This window comes from Hallella colorans, from assembly GCF_003096815.1.
Classification (GTDB): Bacteria; Bacteroidota; Bacteroidia; order Bacteroidales; family Bacteroidaceae; genus Prevotella; species Prevotella colorans.
Genome location: NZ_QENY01000003.1, coordinates 138075 through 160767, shown reverse-complemented (window position 1 = coordinate 160767; position 22693 = coordinate 138075). Strand labels below are relative to the sequence as shown.

The following is a 22693-nucleotide window of genomic DNA, read 5'->3' as shown; positions in this document are numbered from 1 at the left end:
TATATTATGAATGATTGGAATGTAATAGCGATTATGTATAAAGACCACCATTTATACTGATTACCTCACCAGTGATGTAGGCTGCGTCATCCGAAACCAAGAAGCCTACCAATGCTGCCACTTCTTCTGGTTTTCCAAAACGTCCTACAGGTACTAACTTTTTAAGTTCGTCCTGTGGCAAATCCTTAGTCATATCTGTTTGTATGAAACCTGGAGCCACTGCATTCACTGTGATGTTACGAGGGGCTACCTCTTGAGCTAAAGCTTTCGTCGCTCCTATTAGCGCTGCTTTTGCAGTACTATAATTTACCTGACCTACCATTCCTTTCAAACCAGAAAGCGATGACATGTTTATAATTCTTCCACCTCGTTTACGAGGCATCATATGTTTCAATAGGCGTCTTGTGATATAGAAAAAGCCATTAAGATTCGTATTGATGACATCATGCCATTCCTCATTTGCCATCATAAACATAACATTGTCTCGACGAATACCTGCATTGTTTACTAACACAGAAATATAATCATCAGGATGTCTTTGTTCCCACAGGTCAATCGCATTTTCTATAGATTGTGAATCTGCAACATCAAAAGGTAGCAACTCTGCATAACCCCCGTTCGCCTCTATTAGTTCCTTTACCTCATTAGCACTTTCGGAATTAGAATGATAATTGATTATGACAGGATACTCATTTGCTAAGCGCAAAGCCACTGCACGTCCTATACCTCGCGAGGCTCCTGTTACTAAAGCATATTTCATATTTTATTAATTGTTTTATTATATTTTTTGAAGAACGTGAAAGTGCAAATTTACTTAATTTGTTCGTAAAAGCACTCATATGGTGTTTTAAATTCTAATTTCTTTCTTGGTCTCATGTTAATTTTCTTTGAATACTTTGTGATTTGTTGATGGCTGACATGTTCAAACGTTTCTGTTTTTGGCACGTATTGCCTAATCAGTCCGTTTGCATTTTCTATGGCCCCTTTCTGCCATGAAGCGTATGGGTCAGCAAAATAGATGGTGACACCAAGGCTTTTGCCTATCATTTCATGATAAGCGAATTCAGTACCGTTGTCAGTTGTAATAGACTTGACATGCTCTTTGAATGGAGACAGCAAATGTATTACAGTACGTGCCAGTTCTTTGGCATTTTTCCCCTTTTTGAGTTTTCTCATAAACAGCATACTTGTACTGCGCTCTATCAGTGTCACGATGGCCCCATGGTTTCCTCTTACAACAATCGTGTCCATCTCGAAGTCTCCAAAGCGTTTTCCGTTAACTTCAGCAGGTCTCTCACTGATGCTTGTTCTGTTGGGTATGGATATGCGCCTACCACCAACAGGTCTGGTGCGACGCTTCAGCTTGTGACGACAGTGTTTATATAATGTTCCTCCTTCTGCCTTGTCCTTACGTATCATACGATATATGGTTTCATGGCTAATATACTTGCCGTCCTTGGCCAATACACCGGATATTCGTTCCGGAGACCATTGCTCGGTAACAAGAAGATGCCTTGTCTCTTCCATGACATCCTTGTCGATTGAACGATTGCCTGGCTTTCTGCGCTTTGTCTGTACTGCATTTGCTTGGGCTGTTTCCCAATTATAGCGTCCTCTGACTCCACTATTACGTCTTATTTCACGAGACACTGTACTTGGACTTACATTTATCGCTTTGGCAATCCGTGAATTCAACAAGCAAGTGCAAATTTACTTAATTTGTTCGTAAAAGCACTCGTATGGTGTTTTAAATCCTAATTTCTTTCTTGGTCTCATGTTAATTTTCCTTGAACACTTTGTGATTTGTTGATGGCTGACATGTTCAAAAGTTTCTGATTTTGGCACGTATTGCCTAATCAGTCCGTTTGCATTTTCTATGCCGCCCTTCTGCCATGAAGAGTATGGATCGGCAAAATAGATGTTGACACCAAGGCTTTTTCCTATCATTTCATGGCAAGCGAATTCAGTACCGTTGTCTGTTGTAATAGACTTGACATGCCCTTTGAATGGAGATAGCAGATGTATTACAGTACGTGCCAGCTCTATGGCATTCTTTCCCTTTTTAAGTTTTCTCATAAACAGCATGTTTGTACTGCGTTCTATCAGTGTAACGATGGCACCGTGATTTCCTCTTCCTACGATAGTATCCATCTCGAAGTCCCCAAAGCGCTTGCCGTCAGCTTCTGCAGGTCTTTCGCTGATGCTTGTTCTGTTGACTATGGATATGCGTCTGCCCCCGACAGGTCTGGCACGATGCTTTAGCCTGTGACGACAGTGTTGGTATAGTTTCCCTCCTTCTGCCTTGTCTTTACGTATCATACGGTATATGGTTTCATGACAAATATACTTGCCATCATTGGCCAATGCACCGTATATTTGTTTCGGAGACCACTGTTCGGTAACAAGAAAGCGTTTCGCCTCTTCCATGACATCCTTGTCAACTGAACGATTACCTGGCTTCTTGCGTTTTGTGCGTACTGCATTTGCTTGGGCTGTCTCCCAGTTGTAGTGTCCTCTAATCCCACTGTTACGTCTTATTTCACGTGACACTGTACTTGGACTTACATTTATCGCTTTGGCAATGTCTTTTTGTTTCATTCCGTTTTGGAGTAGCACAGAAATTGTGTACCTTTGCTCCGAGGTTAATTGTTTGTACATAGCAATGCAAATTTAATTAATCTTTGGGAGACAGAGGTCTCCCTTTTTCATTTTTATGCATTGCTTGCTGATTTTTCCACTCATGGGGGCTGCTCGCCCCCAAACCCCTCGGTGTTTTCAGGTATGGATTATTAAGCTACACCCGTACTTGGGATTGCAGTTCTATGTTGAACTTGCGCTATCACTTATAATTCTCCTCTAACAGCCTTTCCAAATCCGACTCCTTATAGAGTATCTTCCCTGCGAATTGCGTATAGGGGATAACTTTCCTGTCCCGATAGTCCTGCAAGGTACGAGGGCTGATATACAGTCGCTCGCATATGTCCTTGCTCGTTAGGAAATGCTCACCTCCAAACAGCGGTTTATGTGTCTGTGCCACTTCCTTTATCCGTCTGTTCACTCCTTCAAGTGCGGACAGCACCACCTGCATATCATCCGCTTCCATATTCAAGTCCTTTATTGACTCCATTGTCATCTTATTTTATTTGTTATTCTTAGATTTATCTGTTTTAGGCTTCTCCGATTTAGTCTGCAACAGCCACTCCACGTCCTCATGCTTGTAATAACACTTATGCCCTATTTGGGCAAAAGGCAACACACCTGTATCCCGATAGTGCTGCAATGTACGCTTGCTGATATTAAGCAACCTGCATACATCGCCGTTGTGCAGCCAATCGGTGTGCCTGCTCTGTTCTCCGAATGCCTTGTGGCAGGTCTCGGCAAGACTGAGTATCTCGTTCCTCAGTTTTGCCCAGTTTGAATCCGTAATGATAAAATATCCCATAATTCTATTGTTGTTTTGTTTGTACTTTTGTCTTATTGGTATTGACAACACCTTTGTCTGTTCTGCGTTTCATCGCACGTTTATGCCTGCAAAAGTATGATGAGTTTGTCATACTTCAAAGCATTAAGGAATGGCTGGGAAATATCGGGAACTTCAAGGAAAACTAACGCATTTTATCGGCAGCCGTTTGCGCATTCTTTCTCTGTTTTCTTCTTTCACCGTCCGTTTGGTGCAAAGATAGAGCGGGGTATGTCCTATTCAATCATTCTTCGTTCAAGTGACACCTTGTAACACTTTTAGTGTGGACAAACGATACCCTATTTCTGTGCTGATTCTATTGTTTGCAATATCGATGCAGAATACTGCAAACGAGTGCAAAAGGTACACTTCTATCTCTGTCTTTCCTTGCTATTTTATACCCAGTTTTGACTTAATTCGTGTTTAAATCAGTCATTTCTTTTTCTGTCTCCATAAAAATCCGTGCGAACTTTATTGCCAATGAATGCAACATTATGCAAGCACTCTTTGAATGCTTGGAACTTTCCTGTTCTCTTCATAACTTCACTCTCGGAAACCAAACTAAGCATATAATGAAGAAGAATGCAGATAAAAGCAAATCGAAGGGAGGAAACAATATGCCTAAGCAAAGGAAGACTTCCTCCAAAAATGGTGAGATAGAAACTTATCTCTCCTCTTATTATGAGTTCAGATACAACACGGTGTTGGGAAGAACTGAATACAGGGACAAGGACGATACTCACTTCTCAAAAGTGGGTCGCTATGAAATCAACACGCTCCGCAGAGAGATAGACAACGACATCGGGATTATCACATCTTCTGATAATCTCTACTCCATTATCGAGAGCAGCTTCTCTCCACGTATCAACCCTATACAGGAGTATTTCAAAAACTTACCATCGGTGGATATAAGCAGTAGTTCTTCCCTTTCACTGAAAGCCATTCCCAACTTGGCAAGTTGCGTGGTCGTGCGCAACTCTGACAAGTGGTTGCCGTATCTTACCAAATGGCTTGTGGCGGTGGTCGCTAATGCCATGGACAACCGTGAATGCCGTAACCATACCTGCCTTGTGCTCACAGGTGAGCAGGGAAAGTTCAAGACAACGTTTCTCGATTTACTTTGTCCACCCAAACTGCACGGTTACAGTTATACCGGCAAGATATATCCGCAGGAGAAGGACACGCTCACCTATATCGAGCAAAACCTCATCGTAAACATTGACGACCAGCTCAAAGCCCTCAACAAACGGGACGAGAACGAGCTCAAAAACCTCATCACCTGTCCGATGGTCAAATACCATATACCCTACGACAAATACGTGGAAGAGCATCCCCACTTGGCAAGCTTTGTGGCATCAGTGAACGGCAATGACTTTCTTACAGACCCTACAGGAAGCAGACGGTTCCTGCCCTTTGAAGTGCTTTCCATAGATATTGAGAGAGCAAAACGTATTTCAATGGACAGAGTATATGCGGAATCTAAAGCCTTGTTGAGCATAGGTTTCCGCTATTGGTTTGACGATGAAGAGATAACGGAACTATACAGGAGAGCGAGGATTTCCAAGTGCAGACCGCAGAAATGGAACTACTGCTACGCTGCTTTGAGAAGCCAACGGAGGATAATCCCTATTGTACCTATATGACCACCACCGAGATAATCACCTACTTAGGCTACTATACGCATCATCCCTTGTCCTTAAAGCACATGGGCGAAGCCCTTAGAAAGGCAGGCTTTGAGAAAGTAAGCCGAAGGCGTGACGGTGGCAGCCCCATCTATGTGTATAAGGTAAGAAAGATTCTGCCGTGTCCTTTGCTGAATAGTTGCAGCAGTCAGATGTCGTAAACTATGTGTAATAGGCAAATGTAGTTGGATGTGTAGTTTCTTCAAAATCATAATATATAACTGATTAACAACAACTTAGAGTAGAGTAGTTTGTAGTAAGAAGAAAGATGAAAAAGTTTGGAGGGGAAAGACTTAGGAAAAGGGAAATTCATTCAAATATAATTCAGACGAACTATTGTCATTCAAACAAAAATTATTTAATCAATTCAATTAAAACATATCACAATGAAAGAAGAAGATTTATCACGTATCAAGCGATACCCCATCGTAGAGTATCTTGAAAGGAAAGGCATCAAGCCTGTACGTAGGACTGCTGCCTATGCCCTGTATTGTTCACCGCTCAGGGAGGAAACGCATCCAAGCTTCAAGGTGGACACAGAGAAGAACCTTTGGATAGATTATGGCGAAGGACGGGGCGGAAGCATCATCGACCTCTGTATGCGTATGGAGGGATGCACGCTATCGGAAGCCATCCGTCGTTTGGGGCAGAACGTTTCCGATAATGGCACATATAGTTCTCTTAATGACTTCGTGCCAAATAATTCCCAGCCTGTGATGGCTGTAAATGGAGCAAGGAGACTGATAGAAATATCAGACACTCTGCCACCACATTTTCAGGAATACCTTACAAAGGTGCGTTGCATCAACTTGGAAAAGGCTACGCCTTTCCTCAAATGTATCAGCTATGAGGTAAGGGGCAGGCGCTATCAAGCCATCGGCTTTGCCAACCTGTCGGGAGGGTATGAGCTTCGGGATAACGGATCGTTCAAGGGAACGATAGCTCCGAAAGACATCACTCCCATATTTATGTATAAGATAACAAAACAAATACAGCCAAGTTTCGTGTTCGAGGGATTTATGGACTTCCTCTCCTTCCTTTCAATGAAAGAAAAAGTAACAAGTGCCTGCCTTGTGCTAAACTCCGTGAGCAATACCGCCAAAGCAATTCGTTATATGAATGCACAGGGAATATCTTCCATTCGTACCTTCCTTGATAATGACGATGCAGGGCGGAGAGCCGTACAGGAGTTTGCAGGGGCAGGCTTTCATGTTGAGAACATGAGCATACACTACAAGGATTTCAAAGACCTCAACGAGTTTCATGTCAGCCGTGTCCGTGAGCGACAGAAGCATAAAGGGAAGATACAGGCACACATGTCGGTTACAGTCCAAAATCAAAACAAGGAATCAAAACAAGGCAAACATAAAATCAGATAGAGAAATGAAAAAGAAAACAATGATGAATGACAAAGACCCAAAGGTTTTCAAGGTTCTTGCCAAACGTCTGGATGGCAAACTGTTCGCTGACAAAGGATACATATCACAAAAACTTTTTGACTTTCTTTTTGAAGATGGTATTCAGTTGATGACGGGGCTCAGAGTAAATATGAAAAACAAACTCATGCCTTTCTATGATAGAATGATGCTGCGCAAAAGATATATCATAAAAACCATCAATGATCTTCTGAAAAACACTGCCCAAATTGTACATTCACGCCATAGGTCTATGACAAACTTTATCATGAATCTTGTATCTGCCTTGGGGGCATACTGCTTCTTTGAAAACAAGGCAGAAGCTCTCCAGGGATATTGCATAGAAGACACTAAGCAGTTGGCGTTGTTTTAAGCAACATTTTTTATCTAAATCATATCCCATTCATGATAGAGTGGGATGTATGAGCATGCACATGACTCTAACAAGGAACAATGCTCCTAACTTGTCAAAATAGGGACAGGCTTAACCCGAACTGAAGTTATATCTCCATAATCATAAAAAGGTTGCGCCCCAGACGAGAGAGCTCGCTACAGATGATAACGTCATCCTTACCAACCTTTTTGAGGAGGTTGCCGAGTTGCCGTTTAGTATAGTTCTTTGTGCCACTGATAGTCTCCTCAATCCAATCATTGACTTGAAGGTGCTGTTTCTCGCAAAAATTATTGATTTCAAATCGTTGGTTTTCAACAGTTTGCTTGTCACTACTTACTCTAATGTAACCGTAAATCATATTCAGATAGAATTAAAAATACTTTGAAATTTAAGAATATATCGTATTTTCTAATAACACCAAATATGGTCCAAATCTGAGTTTGCTCTGTTTTATTTATCTTGTCTGCCTTTTGGCGATATTGTGCCGCTCATTTTTCCATGGATTTTGATAATACGAGTTGCGAGCATTATCCTCCAGCAGGAACGGCTGGCAAGTCACTTTTGCAGGATAGGGCGTTTCCCAGAAACGATTTGTCCGCACAAAAGTACAACTTGCTAATCAAATTCTGTAAGAGTAACATGCTCCTCAGTATGTAAAAATCGTGATTTTACAAAATAGTGATTTACTAATCTTTATTTCACTAAATCTTTATTTCACTAAATCGGTATTTCACTATCTTTCGGACTTGTGAATTCTCGTCTTAGTAACTTACCGACGTAGGCTTTCACCCTCAAAGTGCACGACATGTGTAATAGCTTTTAAACGGTCGAGCGTCCTTGCACCATACTTTGCCGACAGTTCCGCCGTAGTGAGATTGGTAGTAATCAGCAATAACTTACCTTTCTTCTCTGCCAAGTCAACCAATTCTGCAAATGGCACTTTCCGCTCACCATACCTGATAGCCTCATTTTCCACGCCTACATCATCAATGCAAAGGATATGGCGTTGTTTCAACTCCTCATGTTTTGTATTGAATTCGGTGGCATCTGCCACATTAACTATCAGATGGCAGTAGTAATTGAGGATCACTGGAAGAATTTTAGCACAGATTACCGTTTTTCCACGTCCTACATGGCCAATACAAAGCAATCCTCTGCCATGATTATCTGACAGCCAATCTGCTATCAAATCGTATTCTGGCAACCATTGTGGATTAGCAACAAAACGTTTTAATCCAATAGCCAGTGCCTGCTTTGCCTCTGGGATATGGAGATACACGTTTGAGGCATCCGGGCTGAATCCCGTATTGCGTAGCTTTTCCACTGTTGCGTTAAAAGTATCTATATTCATTGTTACCATGATTCATCGTTTTCGTATTTATTGGGGGCATTGTCTTGCAGCACAATACCCACTTTTATGTTAGCATTTCGGATAGGCTCGGTTTCCCATATTCTTTGGGAGAGAAAGTTCTCAAAGTTCTTGCGGTATTGCACTTCTGGGCGGGAAGCTACATACTGCGGGATATACTGCATGATTTTCGTCCTGTCTTCATCAGTTAGCAGCATCCACTTTTCCCTCAAGGTCACAATGTTTCCCACAGGCTTACCATACATCTTCCAAATCATCTCAAACGAGTCCATCATATCACCAACATTGATGACAGAAGTGATAGCTTCTTCATCAATGTTATTCTTATCCTTACTCTTAGTCTTATTCTTATCCTGCGACGGATTGCCATCGCTAACGATGGCCGACGATAGTTGTGTTTGGTTCTCTACCTTACTTGTAACCAATCGAGATGCCTGACGTTTCAGGGCATTGGCCCTATTCGCCCGACATCTCTTCTCGTATGAGCTTTGGCTACGATCAATCTGGATACGAAGCATACAAAAGAGGGACATCAAAGCCTTGTCCTCAAACGTTGGTCTATCCCCACTGGCAGCATAGCCATAAAGAGCCTTGAAGAGGATTCCTGCCTCTGCATCGTCCAAACAGCAGATGGCCTCCTTTTGGTCTGTAAACAGCATAAAGCCCTTGATTTCCTTCTCCATAGCTGTATTATTTAGAATCGTTCAATAGACACAGAACCTCTGCATAGTTGTACATCACTCTGCGGGGGCCTACTTTTCTTGCGCATAACACCTTTGTCTTGTTCCACCGCCACAAAGTACTCAAATCCACATGAAGAAGTCGGGAGGCTTCCTCACGTGTAATAAAGCGTTCCTCATTGGGTATAGCAGGTTTTTCTGCACCGTTGCTATCAGAAGAGGAGTCTTCCGTTTTGTACGCAGCCTTATGAATTAACTCGTCTAAATCTGATTTTGTCATCACGATGAGCTGGGTACCAATAATCGAATTATGATCTTCCATTGTTCTATCATTGAATAGTTTGACATGACCAACCTCACTGCTACCTTCCATAGCATATGTTGGCATTGCATTTCAGGTTACGGTGGAAGGTTCCGTCCTTTAAAGCACAATGCAAAATTATGCTATCCAATGACACAAAGGCTAAGAATAAAGGCTATAAATCAACTTTTCACAATAAGGTTCTTAGACATTCCATCATGTTCTGCAAGATGTACCATATCGTCCCAAGTAGTTCTCCAAGATTCAATCAAAAAAACTCCAGCAGAACAAACTGTTGGAGGTTATTTTTCTTATCTTCTGTAGTCTTACGCTTGCTCTTGCAAGCCTGCCAATATCTTTTTCATCAATAGTTTCATGGCCCTTATTTCTGATAGTTTCTTATCATCAAGATTTCCAGGGGTGAAATTACCTTTCTGCACACTATAATTATTCTTGCTGCCAACTGTCTCTTCCCCAAATATCCTAACAGCTTCGGCATGGGTCGGGATGGATATTAACCAGTTCATATTTGTATCTGCACCGCAATAGAAAGCCAGGACAACATTTTTTCCTCCGTTCTTTTCCTTAAACAACTTCTGATAGGTTTCAAAAACAGGCTGATTAACATAATCCTTATTGACAAATTGCCAAACAAAGTATGATTTCAAGGGATTCTCTTCCTGAATCTTCTCACTGGTTGAAATCTTTTGATCTTCTATTTCTATCTTGTCTAAGGCAGCTTGAACTTCTGAAGTGTAATGATGGTTTCTTATTTTATTCGCCAGTCTATCTACTGGTAAGAAATCACATAAAATCCGAATCAAAGCCATAATCATTATGATTAAGGAAACCAAAGCTACCAACCACAACCAGAACTTAGCCTCGGTAGATATATGATATCCGGCGAGCAGCATGCCAAGCGTCACCACCAGAATAGGGCAGGCCACACCAAACCCTGAATACACAAACACCTTAAAGGCTTTGTCGCTTATCTTCATAACTTTTATTGCTTTATTTCTTGGTTACTTCCCTTATTATCTTGATTACTTACTTGGTTACTTTTTGAGAGTTACTTGGTTACTTTTAATTGTATCTTGGTTACTTTTCGTCCATCCTCGATCACTTCTTCAACAGCTTGGTTACTTTTTAGCATGAACTATACGGGCTTTAGTATCTTGCCGAAAAACGCACAAAGCCAACATCTTGCTGAAGAATGTATAGTCACTGATTATCAACTACTTGCCAACAGGAATTGCTGAATTTATGCTAAAAACTTGCTGAATTTATCAACATTCAGCAATGGGCAAAGTGGGATTGTCGCCAGACCTTATCTTACGATACTTCTGATTCTTATCGTTCGGGTGTTCTGGAATGGTCATTTCCAGCATACCCATCTCTAAGAGGGGATTGATATGCTTCTTTCTATTCCTAGTTTGATTGGTAATTCGCAGCCTATCCATTATTTCCTGAGCTGTTCGAGGTACGCTGCAGAAGTTGAGTAAATCAATTTGTTTCTTGGTTAGTTTTCCATAACTCCTTTGAATTGAATGAGCGGCTTCTTGGTTACTTTTCGCCTTATCTTGGTTACTTTTATCTGTTTCTTGGCTACTTTCCAGATTAGTATGACGATAAATTGTGACCAAGAACTCCCGTGATTTCTCATTATTCTCAAACTGCACATCAAGTCCCGTTTCCAAAGAACGCTGAATACCACTACCAACACCTGTGTAGGGTAGTAAGTAATTCGCATTATTAAAAAGGAACACGTTTCGAGGCATAGAGGTACCTGCTTTGATGTCATCTACAGTCAGCCCATCAGGAAGTGTTCCGGGACTATGGATTTCCAATCTGTCATCAAAGATAAAGATACGGATAGGAGCTCTCCAGTTAAGTGAACGGTGTACCAGAGCATTAACGGTAAATTCTACAAGACTAACATAAGGAATTTCCAGTTCACCTTTAGAATTAAACTCATCATTAGCTTGTACTGTGCGGAGATTACGTGTATAGAATGCCATGATGGTATCAAACTGATGGAGCAAGTTTCCTTCCATATCAGCATCATCTACCTTGTCACGAAACTGTGTTCCACCAACAGAATTGCCAACGTAACAGATACATTTTGCTGTTATCACTGGCAACCATCGTTGAGTATATGAGGCAAACAGAAGAACTGCAGCCACCGTAAGCCTACCGGTAGGCAGTATAAAATGTAGATTACGCAGCAACTGACTAATATCATGATTTTTAGCTATGGCATTAGCTATCTCATCGAGCGAGGCCTTCTTGTATTTATCACCAACAAACCCTTTCAGACCTAACACTTTTGTAAAACGGTTCTGAAGATAAATCTTCAGCGTCCTCTCGTCAAGGTCATCAACGGTTATATCATTGACAGCTGCCACATCGGGAAAGAATGCTCCACAACCAGTCATCATCTCTGCAATTTCAGCATTATCAAAGATCTTTCGCTTATCGGTACCATTCTTTACCCAAATAACCCCTTTGTTATCATGGTAGGGCTTATTCTTTCCTTCAGGGATTGTAGCCACGACGACAGCACCGCCTTTTACCGGGACATTCTCTATATCAATGAGTATGCCAGGGAGAACATTCTCTGAAGCCATACTGGTCAACATATTTGTTGTCTCCTGAAGTTCCTTGTAAGACAAAGCATTGATATTGCCCGTCTTATCATTGATACCAATGACCAATCGACCACCATGGCTATTGCTAAAAGCAACAAGTTCGCAGCCTATATCGTATTTATCATTGATTCGCTCCTTAAACTGGGCACTTCCAACCTCAGCCAGATCACGCAATGCAATCACGTCTTGTTCTGTCATAACCTTTAATATTGATGCTACAAATTTAGTAAAAAAGAAAGAATTTCATTTGTTCTTGAAGAATATTCGCATTAGCTGTACTATTTCTGTCCTAATATTGCCTTCAGCATCTCCTTTGCTTGCTCTGGTGTCATACTGTCAACATCAACAGCCTGAGGACTCGGTACAAGATTCAGCAACTTTGAGTTATTCTCGAATCTGGTCTCCAATGGATACATATCCTGATACCCGACCGTAATATTGTTACCCATAGAATGTCCCATGCTCTCCGATATGTACAACTCTTCCACTCCCGCCAACTTGAGATTCGTGGCAAAAGAATGCCTCGCCCATGTTCCCGAAGGCTCTTTGTTCCACTTCAACACTTCCTTGCAAACTCTGATTACCCGATCTTTAATATTTGAATTCTCTTGTACTGTGAGCTTTCTTCGTTTCAACTCATCCTCTTCACCTTGAAATATCTGTGGAAACACATAGGCATCTTTCTTAGGCTTGGCTGCTATTTCGTCCAAGATGAATTGCAAAGGCTGAATAATAGGCACTACTACCACCGACATACTATTACTTCGTGCCGATGTTTTCTTTCGCATAAATTCAAAAGCCCTACCGCCCTCAGCAAAATAGGTTCGATTATAAGTTAGTCTACCTGCGTCGGCAAGATTGAAGCCATTGCACAAATATTGCGCAAGAAACAATCCCAAGGAATCGTGTACACGTTTCGTATATTCTTTGTCCCACATTTCTGGGTATCGTTTCTCCTCAAAGACATGATAGAGTTCTGTCATTTCAGCGATAGACAAGTAGGATTGTTGTCTTCTTTTCCCTCTTGGAATGGAAATGAGGTCATTGTCTTTATTTGAGAATGGGTATTTGTCAGCCGGAAGAAAGCCTCGTTTAATACATTCATTCCAAACAACACGACAAGTTCTTAAATACATTCCCCGTGTTGCATCAGCGATTTTCCCAACCAGCATACCATCAATCATTATGCCGTTCTTCATTCCATCATTCCACTTGGCTATAACATCCTTGTCCACCTTGAAGCCTTCTGTCCGACCAACTATCTTCAGAAAAGAGTTAAGAGCCCACTGGTAATTTTCGGCACAGCCCACTCTATTATCATCCCGATACCTTGCAATAAGCCCTTCCCACATGCCAACAAACGACAAAGAATGCTCGTCTTGATATTCCACTCCAGAAAGCATTGTCTTAATCAGCCCAATAGTCAGTTCATGCGACTTACTAAGTTTCACGATCTTGTCTCTAAAGTCCTCTAAGATTTTCTGCCAACCTTTATAAACATCCATCAGGTTACTACGAGAACTTGTTACACTACAAACACTATTGAAGTACTTTTCCGTTTGAAATGGCATATCGGTCAACTTATGATAGTACCGCTTTCGTTCTATGGTGAAGCAGATAGCCATTGGATATTCCATCGTCTCTTTATTAGTACGCTTATCCAACACAAGAGTAAGAGAACAGTTACCCACCCGATTACAGTTGATTGATGTTTTTACAGTCTTCATTTTTCCTCAGCTATTTCATGTAATCTTGCGAACATTTTGCGAACACCGTGCGAACACCGTGCGAACACCAACGCTTATTTTATGCCATTTCGCAAGATTTCATATTTTTGATGCAAATATAGTAAATCATTGAATACCAAGCAAATATATTAAAAACAAAAAATTTATAAAATCTTATAAAACCATATTTCAACAGACTCATAATCTGGAGGTCACAGGTTCAAGCCCTGTCTGGTCCACGATGGAAATCAAGGCATTCGCAGTTAGAATCCATGCTAACACACAAGAGACGGAAATTCTTAATAATAAAGGATTTCCGCCTCTTTTTTATATAAAATAACGCACGAAATACAAAAAGTTATAAGTTTATTTCCTCCTAACCTTACTATTATGAACAGTACAAGTAGGTTTTAAAACACACAAGTGAATTATAAATTTTGACTGAATATTGACTGAAAAATATGGCAACATTAAAAAACCATTATAAAAAAGGAAACAAACGTGCAGACGAAACATGGAACATTGTTATTGGCTTCACACATAATGGGAAAGTTAGCTTCATGCCAACAACAACGTATGTGCCCCCAAAAAACTTGGCATGATATTTTAAAATTTAAAATACTGTTATCCTTGATAAGTGTAATGACAGGATTAAAGTATATTGGGAATTAGCTGATACACCTTGCGGAAATGCTGTGAGATGTTAAAAGCTGACTATCTTAACGCTTTTTAAGCATTAATTGATTACTACATTAATACTCTAAGAATTTTTTATTATTTTTGCATTGAGATGAAGATGACCAATTTTTAGGATATTATGATACGAAAATTTGATTTTCTTGTCATTGGCTCTGGAGTTGCAGGCATGACCTTTGCGCTCAAAGTCGCTAATAGTGGCAAGGGTAAGGTGGCCTTGGTATGCAAGACCTCACTCGACGAATCCAACACATCCAAGGCTCAAGGAGGCATCGCTTCAGTAACAAATCTTAAAGTGGACAACTTCGAAAAGCACATCGAAGACACCATGATAGCTGGCGATTACATTTCCGATCGCAAAGCCGTTGAACACGTAGTGCGTCATGCTCCTAATGCCATTGACGACTTGGTGAAGTGGGGCGTTAATTTCGACAAGACGTCTGAAGGCTGCTTTGACCTGCATCGTGAGGGTGGACACAGCGAGTTTAGAATCTTGCACCACGAAGATGATACGGGGTTTGAGATACAACGCGGACTGATGGCGGCCGTGAGGGCCTGCAAAAATATCACCGTTTTAGAAAACCATTACGCCGTTGAGATTATTACCCAGCATCACCTTGGTATCGAGGTGACACGCAAAACACCTGACATAGAGTGCTATGGCGCTTACATATTGGATCCCGACACACACAAGATAGACACTTTTTTGAGCCGTGTCACCCTGATGGCCACGGGTGGAACGGGAGCCGTCTACGCCACCACATCAAACCCGAACATTGCCACCGGTGACGGCATAGCCATGGTTTATAGGGCCAAGGGCACGGTAAAAGACATGGAGTTTGTGCAGTTTCATCCAACGGTGCTTTATAATCCCGCCGAGACCCATCCCGCCTTTCTCATCACTGAGGCCATGCGCGGATATGGCGCCGTGCTCCGCTTGCCCAATGGAGAGGAGTTTATGCAGAAATATGACAAACGATTGTCATTGGCGCCACGCGACATTGTGGCGCGCGCCATAGACCGAGAGATGAAACTGCACGGCCTAAACCACGTATGTTTAGACGTGACGCATAAGAACGCGGATGAGACAAGAAAACATTTTCCGCACATATATAACAAATGCCTATCCATTGGTATAGACATCACAAAAAACTATATACCCGTTTGCCCGAGCGCACACTATATGTGCGGAGGAATCAAAGTGGATCTCAATGGCGAGAGTTCAATACATAGGCTCTATGCCGTGGGCGAATGTTCATGCACTGGATTGCACGGCGGCAATCGTTTGGCAAGCAACTCTCTGATAGAGGCCGTGGTCTATGCCAAATCGGCAGCTGAGCACGCCGTGCGTGTTATAGATGGCTACTGCTTTAATGAAAAGGTGCCTGAATGGGATGACGAGGGTACCATGAGCAACGAGGAGAAGGTGCTCATTGCCCAAGACAAACGAGAGGTGGGGCAGATCATGTCCAACTATGTAGGCATAGTGCGCAGCGACCTTCGTTTACGCCGGGCATGGAAACGACTCGATCTGCTGTACGAAGAGACCGAGGAACTGTTCAAACGGGTAAAGCCCACGAGCGATATATGCGAATTGCGCAACATGATCAACGTTGGATACCTCATCACCCGTCAAGCCATTGAGCGCAAAGAGAGCAGGGGTTTGCATTACACCATAGACTATCCCAAACACGCTTACGACCAAAAGTAAGTTTTATAACAATAACATTATGATTAAACAAGAATGGAAAGAAAAGGGCTTCGTGGACGAGCCTATTCCTGAAGGTACAGATGTCAAGGCAGAAATACGCCGTATGTGCAAGGAAAAAAATGCCATTATCATGGCGCATTATTATACAGAGAGCGATGTGCAAGACATTGCCGATTTCGTGGGAGACAGCTTGGCATTAGCACAAAAGGCCGCCACTACCGACGCAAGCATCATTGTTATGTGCGGCGTTCATTTCATGGGCGAGACCAACAAAATACTCTGCCCTGAAAAAACGGTGCTCGTGCCTGATCTCAACGCATCGTGCTCGCTGGCCGAGAGCTGTCCGGCCGACGAGTTTAAGCAGTTTGTCGAGGCTCATCCCGAGCACACTGTTATCAGCTATGTCAACACCACCGCGGCCACCAAGGCCGTTACCGACGTGGTTGTGACAAGCAGCAACACACGCCAAATCGTGGAATCCTTCCCGGAAGACACGCCGATAATCTTCGGTCCGGACGAGAATTTGGGTGGCTATATCAACAGCCTGACCGGGCGAAACATGCTGCTTTGGAATGGCGCATGCCACGTACACGAGAAATTTTCGGTGGAAAAGATACTTAAACTTAAGGCCGAACACCCCGGTGCCAAGATTTTGGCGCACCCAGAGTGCAAAGGCCCAGTGGTAAAAATGGCCGACAAAGTGGGTAGCACGGCGGCCCTTTTGAAATACAGCATAGCTGACGAGGCGCAAGAGTTTATCGTTGCCACTGAGAGCGGTATACTTCATGAAATGCAAAAATCGGCTCCGCACAAAACGTTTATACCCGCTCCGCCTGATGATAGCACGTGCGCTTGCAACGAGTGTAACTTTATGAAACTCATTAATATGCGCAAGCTATACAACTGCTTGAAATATGAATGGCCCACGATAGAAGTGCCTGCCGAGGTGGCAGAAAAGGCCATTCGCCCCATCAATCGCATGTTAGAAATATCTAAACGATTAGGGCTATAAGTTTTTTTAGACTTGCGCACATTTGTAATTCCACATTGATCATTTATTCTTAAAACCGAAAATATATGCTTTCCGTAAAAGAATTGAACGACAAACTATTAGACCTCGCTTTTAGTGAGGATATTGGCGACGGCGACCACACCACCCTTTGCTGCATCCCCGAGGATGCCATGGGCGAATGTAAGCTACTTATCAAAGAGGCGGGGATATTCGCTGGCGTTGAAATAGCCAAGGAAGTATTTCACCGTTTTGACCCCGACATGGAAGTCAAAGTTTTTATTCAAGATGGCACACTTGTCAAACCGGGAGACATTGCACTCTCCGTCAAAGGGCGAGAGCGTAGCTTATTGCAGACAGAGCGCCTTGTGCTCAACATTCTGCAGCGTATGAGCGGCATTGCCACGATGACGCATAAGTATCAAAAGGCATTGAGAGACGCAGGCACAAAGACTCGTGTTTTGGACACCCGAAAGACCACTCCGGGCATGCGCATGCTCGAAAAAGAGGCCGTAAAGATTGGCGGAGGCATGAATCACCGCATCGGCCTTTTCGACATGATCCTCCTTAAAGATAATCATATCGACTTTTGCGGTGGTGTTCGCAATGCCATTTCTCGCGCCAAGAAATATTGCGAGGAGCATCACAAAAAACTTAAGATAGAGTGTGAGGTGCGCAATTTCAAGGAGTTGGAAGAGGCCTTGGCTGAAGGGTGCGACCGTATCATGTTTGACAACTTCACGCCAGGTCAGACGCGAGAGGCCGTGGAGATGGTTGCTGGGCGTTGCGAGACAGAGTCAAGCGGTGGCATTACCTTTGAGACAATGATACCCTATGCCAAGGCTGGGGTGGATTTCATCTCGTTCGGTGCGCTCACCCACAGCGTAAAAGGTCTTGATATGAGTCTGAAGGCAGCTGGGAGCGACAAGTTGAATATATGATTTTGGTGTCACTGCATACCTTCATGTTTCGAAAAATGTATGTAACTTCCATATCGAATAGCTGCTAAAAGCTACTCATACTCTACGCAATATATCATGATTTCAGGCGCGACGTGGCCACATCGCTTAAAGCAATCGAGTGCCATGTCACGCCTGTTGTGTCAGCCTCTTACATTCTTGCCATCATAAAGGAGACGGACATGCGCCTTGTCGCGGCTACGTCCAACGTATGTTTCTTGGCTACGTTCTATGGCACGGGTTTATATTTGTCGAGAGAATTTTTACCGGAATGACACCATTTCCCTCGTCGTTATGATAATCTCGCGCCGCATTGAATATAACCTTGAGACAGATTAGGTAGACTAATTGCGGCCCGTGGGCGGTCTTTAAGGCTCGCTTCAAACGTTTTTATTGACTTCACGTTCGATTCTCTTGGCACAAAATGTCTTTACGTCCGTAAAAAAACACCTATGCCTTTATAGCCGTTTCGCAATTCTACATTCCCTTTTTCTTGGAGTTGTGTTTTCTGCATTTATCCGCAAAGTCTGAAAAAGAAATCCCCCTTGATTCTTGCTTGCGTTTAATAAAGTTCGCATTGGTGCCTATGTCTATGTCAATGTCATTAAATTCAAGATTGAATTCACTTACACGTTTTCGATAGTTTTCTATCAAATCATTACCCCTCTCGCGAATGCTCGCATCTTTTATTATGAAAGACGCCTTGATGTCTTTTTTGCTGACAAACATTGTTGTATGGAGAAATATTACTTTTTCATTATGTGTGAAACGAATAACAACATTCCAAGTTCCATCTAAACGTTTGTTGCATTTCTTAATAACGGCTTTTAATGTAGCCATATCATTTCAGTCAATTATCGGTCAATTATCGGTCAATAATTTAAGTTTACTTGTGGCTTACAAGCCGTACCCGTAAAAATGCAATTTATATATTGTGAATTTTCTGATGATTTGAAAGGCCACCAAGGACTGTATTATAGCAAAAAAAACGGAAATCCTTAAATAAAAGGACTTCCGTCTGTGCGCTCCAGGATGGGCTTGAACCAACGACCCCCTGATTAACAGTCAGGTGCTCTAACCAACTGAGCTACTGAAGCAATTCTTAAATAGCGTGTGCAAAGGTAAGCAGATTAACCGAAATCTCCAAATTTTTTCAAGAAAAAATTTTAAATAACCCGAAAAAAATTTGTGAACCGTCAATATTTACATACCTTTGCACTGTGTACAATAGCCGAAGGCAACACTTCTGTCAAAGCCTTTAGCCATCAGAGTGTTTAGCATCGACCGCGAAAGCCCATGTCTCACCATAAATAGGCAATATCACAGATCTAAAAATAAGCAACAAAATGAAGCATATCAATTCATACCTCAAATGGCTAAAACAGAGCCACAAAACCCACCTTACCATCGCTATCTCCATGCTCTTGGTTATGACTACGCACGCGCAAGACAACGACCATCTTTTCAAAGTGGCCAAAAACTTGGACGTGTTCAACACCATCTACAAAAATTTGGACATGATCTATGTAGACACGCTTGACGCAGACGAGGTGATAGGCAATGGCATCGATGCCATGCTGCGCAGCCTCGACCCCTACACCGAATACTATTCAGAGCAGAAAAACAAAGAGGTGAAGATGATGCTGCAAGGCAAATACGCTGGTATCGGTGCCTTGATACGCTACAATTACAAGCTCGGGCGCGTGTGCATAGACGAGCCTTACGAGAATATGCCAGCGGCTGAGGCAGGTCTTAAAAAAGGCGACATCATCTTGTCCATCGATGGCGAGGATATGACCACGCGCGACAACAGCTACGTCAGCAACCACCTGCGAGGAGACGCCGGCACCACTTTCGAGCTGAAAATCATGCGGCCGTCCACCAACAAGACCATGAAGTTCAAGATTAGACGACGTTCCATCAAACTGCCATCAGTGCCTTACTATGGCCTGCAACCTGACGGCATGGGCTATCTCAATCTCAACGGTTTCACCGAGGGTTGCGGCAAAGACGTCAGAAACGCAGTCATCGAGATGAAACGCAGTGGCATGAAAGGTCTCGTGCTCGACCTTAGAGGCAATGGTGGCGGATCGGAGATGGAGGCGGTAAACGTCGTGAACTGTTTTATTCCAAAAGGAAAGTTAGTGGTCTCAAACCGTGGCAAACTCAAAAGCGTGAACAGAGACTACAAAACCACCGTTGAACCCGTAGACTCCCTCATGCCCATCGTCGTATTGGTGAACGGAAATTCCGCCTCATCGTCAGAAATTACAAGTGGCGCTTTGCAAGACTTGGATCGAGCCGTGGTAATGGGCACCAAGACCTATGGCAAGGGATTGGTGCAAACATTGATAGACCTGCCCTACAATGGACAGATGAAACTCACCACCCACAAATATTACATCCCCTCCGGAAGATGTATCCAAAAAATAAAATACCGCCACGAAAACGGCGGCTCCACTGAAGAAAAGGCAGACTCCTTGGCCAAAACTTTCTATACGGCAAATGGTCGACCCGTGAAAGATAGCGGCGGCATAGAGCCAGACGTGGAAGTAAAGTCAGACTCGCTGCCCAACATAGCATATTATTTAGTAAACGTGAGAGACTCGTCCGAAGTGTTGCAAACCTTTGAGATCGATTATATTGCCAAGCACCCCACCATTGCCCCAGCGGCAAAGTTCGACTTGAGCGACGCCGACTACGAGCGGTTCAAGCAGTTGGCCATAACCAACAATTTCAAGTACGACGCTATCAGCGAGAAGACGTTAGACAATCTTGTGAAAGTGGCCAAGTTCGAGGGATACTACGATGACGCGCGCGACGAGTTTGAGACGCTACGCAAAAAACTTAAGCCCAACTTGGCCAAGGACTTGGAGTACAACAAAAAGAAAATTAAACAAATCATCAACAGCGACATCGTGAGCGCCTATTATTTCCAACGTGGAGCCATCGAGAACGCTCTGAAGAATGACGCTCAAGTACAAGCAGCTTTTGAGATGCTGAAAGACCACGATAGATATCGCTCAATCCTTGCACCTAAGCAAACCGTGAAATAGCCTCAGCCCTCTATCAATCCTCCTACCACAAGGCGCGTGCCATCATGATGGCACGCGCCTTGTGGTTTTCTACTGCATATAGACAAGTAGGCGCTTGTAATTAAACGTCATCATGTTTGCTGATTGTTCTTACATTCAGCATGTTTTTTCGCGGACATGGCTTGGCTAACCAAGCTGCCGATTCGGGATGGCGCAACAACCCAATAAAGAGGTGAAGAGAGTGGCGAGACAAAACGGAAAAATATGAAAATAAACGATACTTTTAATAGTAAGCGCCTACTTAAAAACGTGTCTGTCAACGATATTGGCGTGTGTCTACCCCTCACCAATTGTGCGCCGGCGCATAAGAAACCAGCGACAGCCCACCACCATCAGGGCAGGCAATGTCTCAACGATTGCAAATATCGCTCTATCTCCATTTTGGTAGCAACGTCGCTCTCCGTGCTACATGCCGCCTCCATATCGGGTAAGAAAGGCAGGTAGTCGGTCTCGGCGATGAAACGAGCAGCTCGCACGCGCACCTGTGGGGCTCCATCAAAGAGCAATCCTTGCACCCAGCGCTTCGCATCCCACGAGCGGCGCTCCTGCAACCAGTCCAAAGCCGCTATCTTTTCACCCGCGGAGCCATATAAAAACGTCTCGTAACATAGCCGCTCACGTTTCAGATCAGCCTTGGTCATAAGATATTCCCTATTATATATATCGGCGTTCACCACCCGCGACTTGTACGTTTTGACAGGTTTGCGCAAGGTCCACCTCACTATTCGTGGTATCATCCACATCATGCCGGGCGTAGCCTCAGGATGTGCTATGCTGCAAAACACTCGTCCTCGGCCGTAGTCATTGCCTATAAAAAAAGGTTTGTCGTTGGTCATATTGGCCGGGGCGTCTCCCTCCTCATGCACATCACTCTCCATCATGGCAAAGGTGGTGTAATGAATGGACGAGGTGTCACTTTTCACAAACACTGGTCCCTCATAATACATCACGTATGACAATGTCCTTGCAGCCAACTCCGGAAACAGGTCTCGCCCCACCTTAGTCAGCGAGAATTTGGCTATACCGTGGCCACGATTGTCGTGCTCTATGTCGATGGCCTTGGCGCCATTGATGCGCATGCACGCATAGTTAGGCGTATCAGAAAACAGATATGCACCCGCGCAGATGCCCACAGCTCCCTTTCCCGCAGCCACAAACGCCTTGATGCGCCTTTGGTTTTCTGTGCCAAGATTGAGAAATTGCGTAGAGCCGCCACCACCGGGCACGATAATGGCATCCAAACTATCGAGCACTCCACCCGCTATTTGGGCCGTAGTAACCGTCCGCACCGTCATCTCAGGATCGAGCCTGATAGCCGCGACAGCTTCCCATATACACGTTTCGGCCCCTCCATGACCACGAAACACGCCCACCCTGATTGGGCTTGATAAATCGACAGCGCTGCCAATCAATGGCATTGCCAGCAAAACAATGCTCAACACCCATCCTTTCATCATCGTTGTTAACGTTTGGTTTTTCATCTTTAAAATAAGGTTGTTATCATTTGCAAATGTCAGCATTTTAACTCGATTATCCAAAGAAATGGG

The 22693-nt window shown here is 43.3% G+C and carries 17 protein-coding genes, 1 tRNA gene and 4 pseudogenes; 7 read left to right on the top strand and 15 right to left on the bottom strand.

Annotated elements, in window-relative coordinates:
* Positions 1 to 31: 31 nt before the first annotated feature.
* From flxB to C7379_RS02530, 5 genes and pseudogenes are all read right to left on the bottom strand, one after another.
* Complete coding sequence (gene flxB / locus C7379_RS02550) at positions 32 to 760, bottom strand: flexirubin biosynthesis SDR family reductase FlxB (protein WP_116615865.1); 729 nt, start codon at positions 758 to 760, stop codon at positions 32 to 34.
* Positions 761 to 810: 50 nt separating this feature from the next.
* Positions 811 to 1686: pseudogene (locus C7379_RS02545) on the bottom strand (IS30 family transposase); the annotation flags it as partial.
* Positions 1687 to 1710: 24 nt separating this feature from the next.
* Entirely contained in the window at positions 1711 to 2658 is a 948-nt protein-coding gene (locus C7379_RS02540; RefSeq protein WP_116615864.1) for an IS30 family transposase, read from the bottom strand.
* 181 nt (positions 2659 to 2839) lie between these two features.
* Entirely contained in the window at positions 2840 to 3127 is a 288-nt protein-coding gene (locus C7379_RS02535; RefSeq protein ID WP_116615863.1) for a helix-turn-helix domain-containing protein, read from the bottom strand.
* A 12-nt stretch (positions 3128 to 3139) separates the two neighbouring features.
* Positions 3140 to 3442, bottom strand: coding sequence for a helix-turn-helix domain-containing protein (locus C7379_RS02530; RefSeq protein ID WP_116615862.1), 303 nt, complete (start codon positions 3440 to 3442; stop codon positions 3140 to 3142).
* Between the two features lie 590 nt (positions 3443 to 4032).
* On the opposite strand from C7379_RS02530, the pseudogene C7379_RS02520 reads away from it, so the two are divergent.
* The 3 genes and pseudogenes from C7379_RS02520 to C7379_RS02510 form a co-directional block, all read left to right on the top strand.
* Positions 4033 to 5303: pseudogene (locus C7379_RS02520) on the top strand (virulence-associated E family protein).
* 225 nt (positions 5304 to 5528) lie between these two features.
* Positions 5529 to 6521 carry a toprim domain-containing protein gene (locus C7379_RS02515; protein WP_116615861.1) on the top strand — a complete coding sequence of 331 codons (993 nt, stop codon included), beginning with the start codon at positions 5529 to 5531 and terminating at the stop codon, positions 6519 to 6521.
* A 22-nt stretch (positions 6522 to 6543) separates the two neighbouring features.
* Positions 6544 to 6930: pseudogene (locus C7379_RS02510) on the top strand (transposase); the annotation flags it as partial.
* 130 nt (positions 6931 to 7060) lie between these two features.
* Here the strand turns inward: C7379_RS02510 and C7379_RS02505 are convergent.
* The 7 genes and pseudogenes from C7379_RS02505 to C7379_RS02475 form a co-directional block, all read right to left on the bottom strand.
* A pseudogene (locus C7379_RS02505) lies at positions 7061 to 7309 on the bottom strand (recombinase family protein); the annotation flags it as partial.
* Between the two features lie 411 nt (positions 7310 to 7720).
* Positions 7721 to 8311 carry a P-loop NTPase family protein gene (locus C7379_RS02500; RefSeq protein WP_116615860.1) on the bottom strand — a complete coding sequence of 197 codons (591 nt, stop codon included), beginning with the start codon at positions 8309 to 8311 and terminating at the stop codon, positions 7721 to 7723.
* Positions 8305 to 9003, bottom strand: a complete 699-nt coding sequence (locus C7379_RS02495) for a DUF6291 domain-containing protein (protein WP_116615859.1) — start codon at positions 9001 to 9003, stop codon at positions 8305 to 8307. Before C7379_RS02495 ends, C7379_RS02500 begins: the two co-directional genes overlap by 7 nt.
* Before the next feature lie 7 nt (positions 9004 to 9010).
* The gene (locus C7379_RS02490) at positions 9011 to 9373 is read right to left on the bottom strand and encodes a helix-turn-helix transcriptional regulator (RefSeq protein ID WP_133241860.1); all 363 of its coding nucleotides are present in this window, start codon (positions 9371 to 9373) and stop codon (positions 9011 to 9013) included.
* 254 nt (positions 9374 to 9627) lie between these two features.
* Positions 9628 to 10299, bottom strand: a complete 672-nt coding sequence (locus C7379_RS02485) for a hypothetical protein (protein ID WP_116615857.1) — start codon at positions 10297 to 10299, stop codon at positions 9628 to 9630.
* A gap of 288 nt (positions 10300 to 10587) precedes the next feature.
* The gene (locus tag C7379_RS02480; protein ID WP_116615856.1) at positions 10588 to 12147 is read right to left on the bottom strand and encodes an RNA-binding domain-containing protein; all 1560 of its coding nucleotides are present in this window, start codon (positions 12145 to 12147) and stop codon (positions 10588 to 10590) included.
* An 80-nt stretch (positions 12148 to 12227) separates the two neighbouring features.
* Positions 12228 to 13676, bottom strand: a complete 1449-nt coding sequence (locus C7379_RS02475; RefSeq protein WP_229039369.1) for a site-specific integrase — start codon at positions 13674 to 13676, stop codon at positions 12228 to 12230.
* A gap of 817 nt (positions 13677 to 14493) precedes the next feature.
* On the opposite strand from C7379_RS02475, the gene nadB reads away from it, so the two are divergent.
* The 3 genes from nadB to nadC all read left to right on the top strand — a co-directional run bounded on the left by nadB (position 14494) and on the right by nadC (position 18033).
* Positions 14494 to 16083, top strand: a complete 1590-nt coding sequence (gene nadB, locus C7379_RS02470; protein WP_116615855.1) for an L-aspartate oxidase — start codon at positions 14494 to 14496, stop codon at positions 16081 to 16083.
* 19 nt (positions 16084 to 16102) lie between these two features.
* Positions 16103 to 17095, top strand: coding sequence for a quinolinate synthase NadA (gene nadA, locus C7379_RS02465; RefSeq protein ID WP_116615854.1), 993 nt, complete (start codon positions 16103 to 16105; stop codon positions 17093 to 17095).
* A 65-nt stretch (positions 17096 to 17160) separates the two neighbouring features.
* Complete coding sequence (nadC, locus tag C7379_RS02460) at positions 17161 to 18033, top strand: carboxylating nicotinate-nucleotide diphosphorylase (protein WP_116615853.1); 873 nt, start codon at positions 17161 to 17163, stop codon at positions 18031 to 18033.
* Positions 18034 to 18528: 495 nt separating this feature from the next.
* Here the strand turns inward: nadC and C7379_RS02455 are convergent, their stop codons facing one another.
* Positions 18529 to 18891: a hypothetical protein gene (locus C7379_RS02455; RefSeq protein ID WP_116615852.1), complete on the bottom strand. Its 363-nt coding sequence runs from the start codon at positions 18889 to 18891 to the stop codon at positions 18529 to 18531.
* 183 nt (positions 18892 to 19074) lie between these two features.
* Positions 19075 to 19148 (bottom strand) — tRNA-Asn (locus C7379_RS02450).
* 321 nt (positions 19149 to 19469) lie between these two features.
* On the opposite strand from C7379_RS02450, the gene C7379_RS02445 reads away from it, so the two are divergent.
* Positions 19470 to 21107 carry a S41 family peptidase gene (locus C7379_RS02445; protein ID WP_207773385.1) on the top strand — a complete coding sequence of 546 codons (1638 nt, stop codon included), beginning with the start codon at positions 19470 to 19472 and terminating at the stop codon, positions 21105 to 21107.
* 371 nt (positions 21108 to 21478) lie between these two features.
* Here the strand turns inward: C7379_RS02445 and C7379_RS02440 are convergent, their stop codons facing one another.
* On the bottom strand, positions 21479 to 22564 hold the full coding sequence (locus C7379_RS02440) for a BPL-N domain-containing protein (protein ID WP_243406689.1): 1086 nt from the start codon (positions 22562 to 22564) through the stop codon (positions 21479 to 21481).
* Positions 22565 to 22693: the final 129 nt, after the last annotated feature.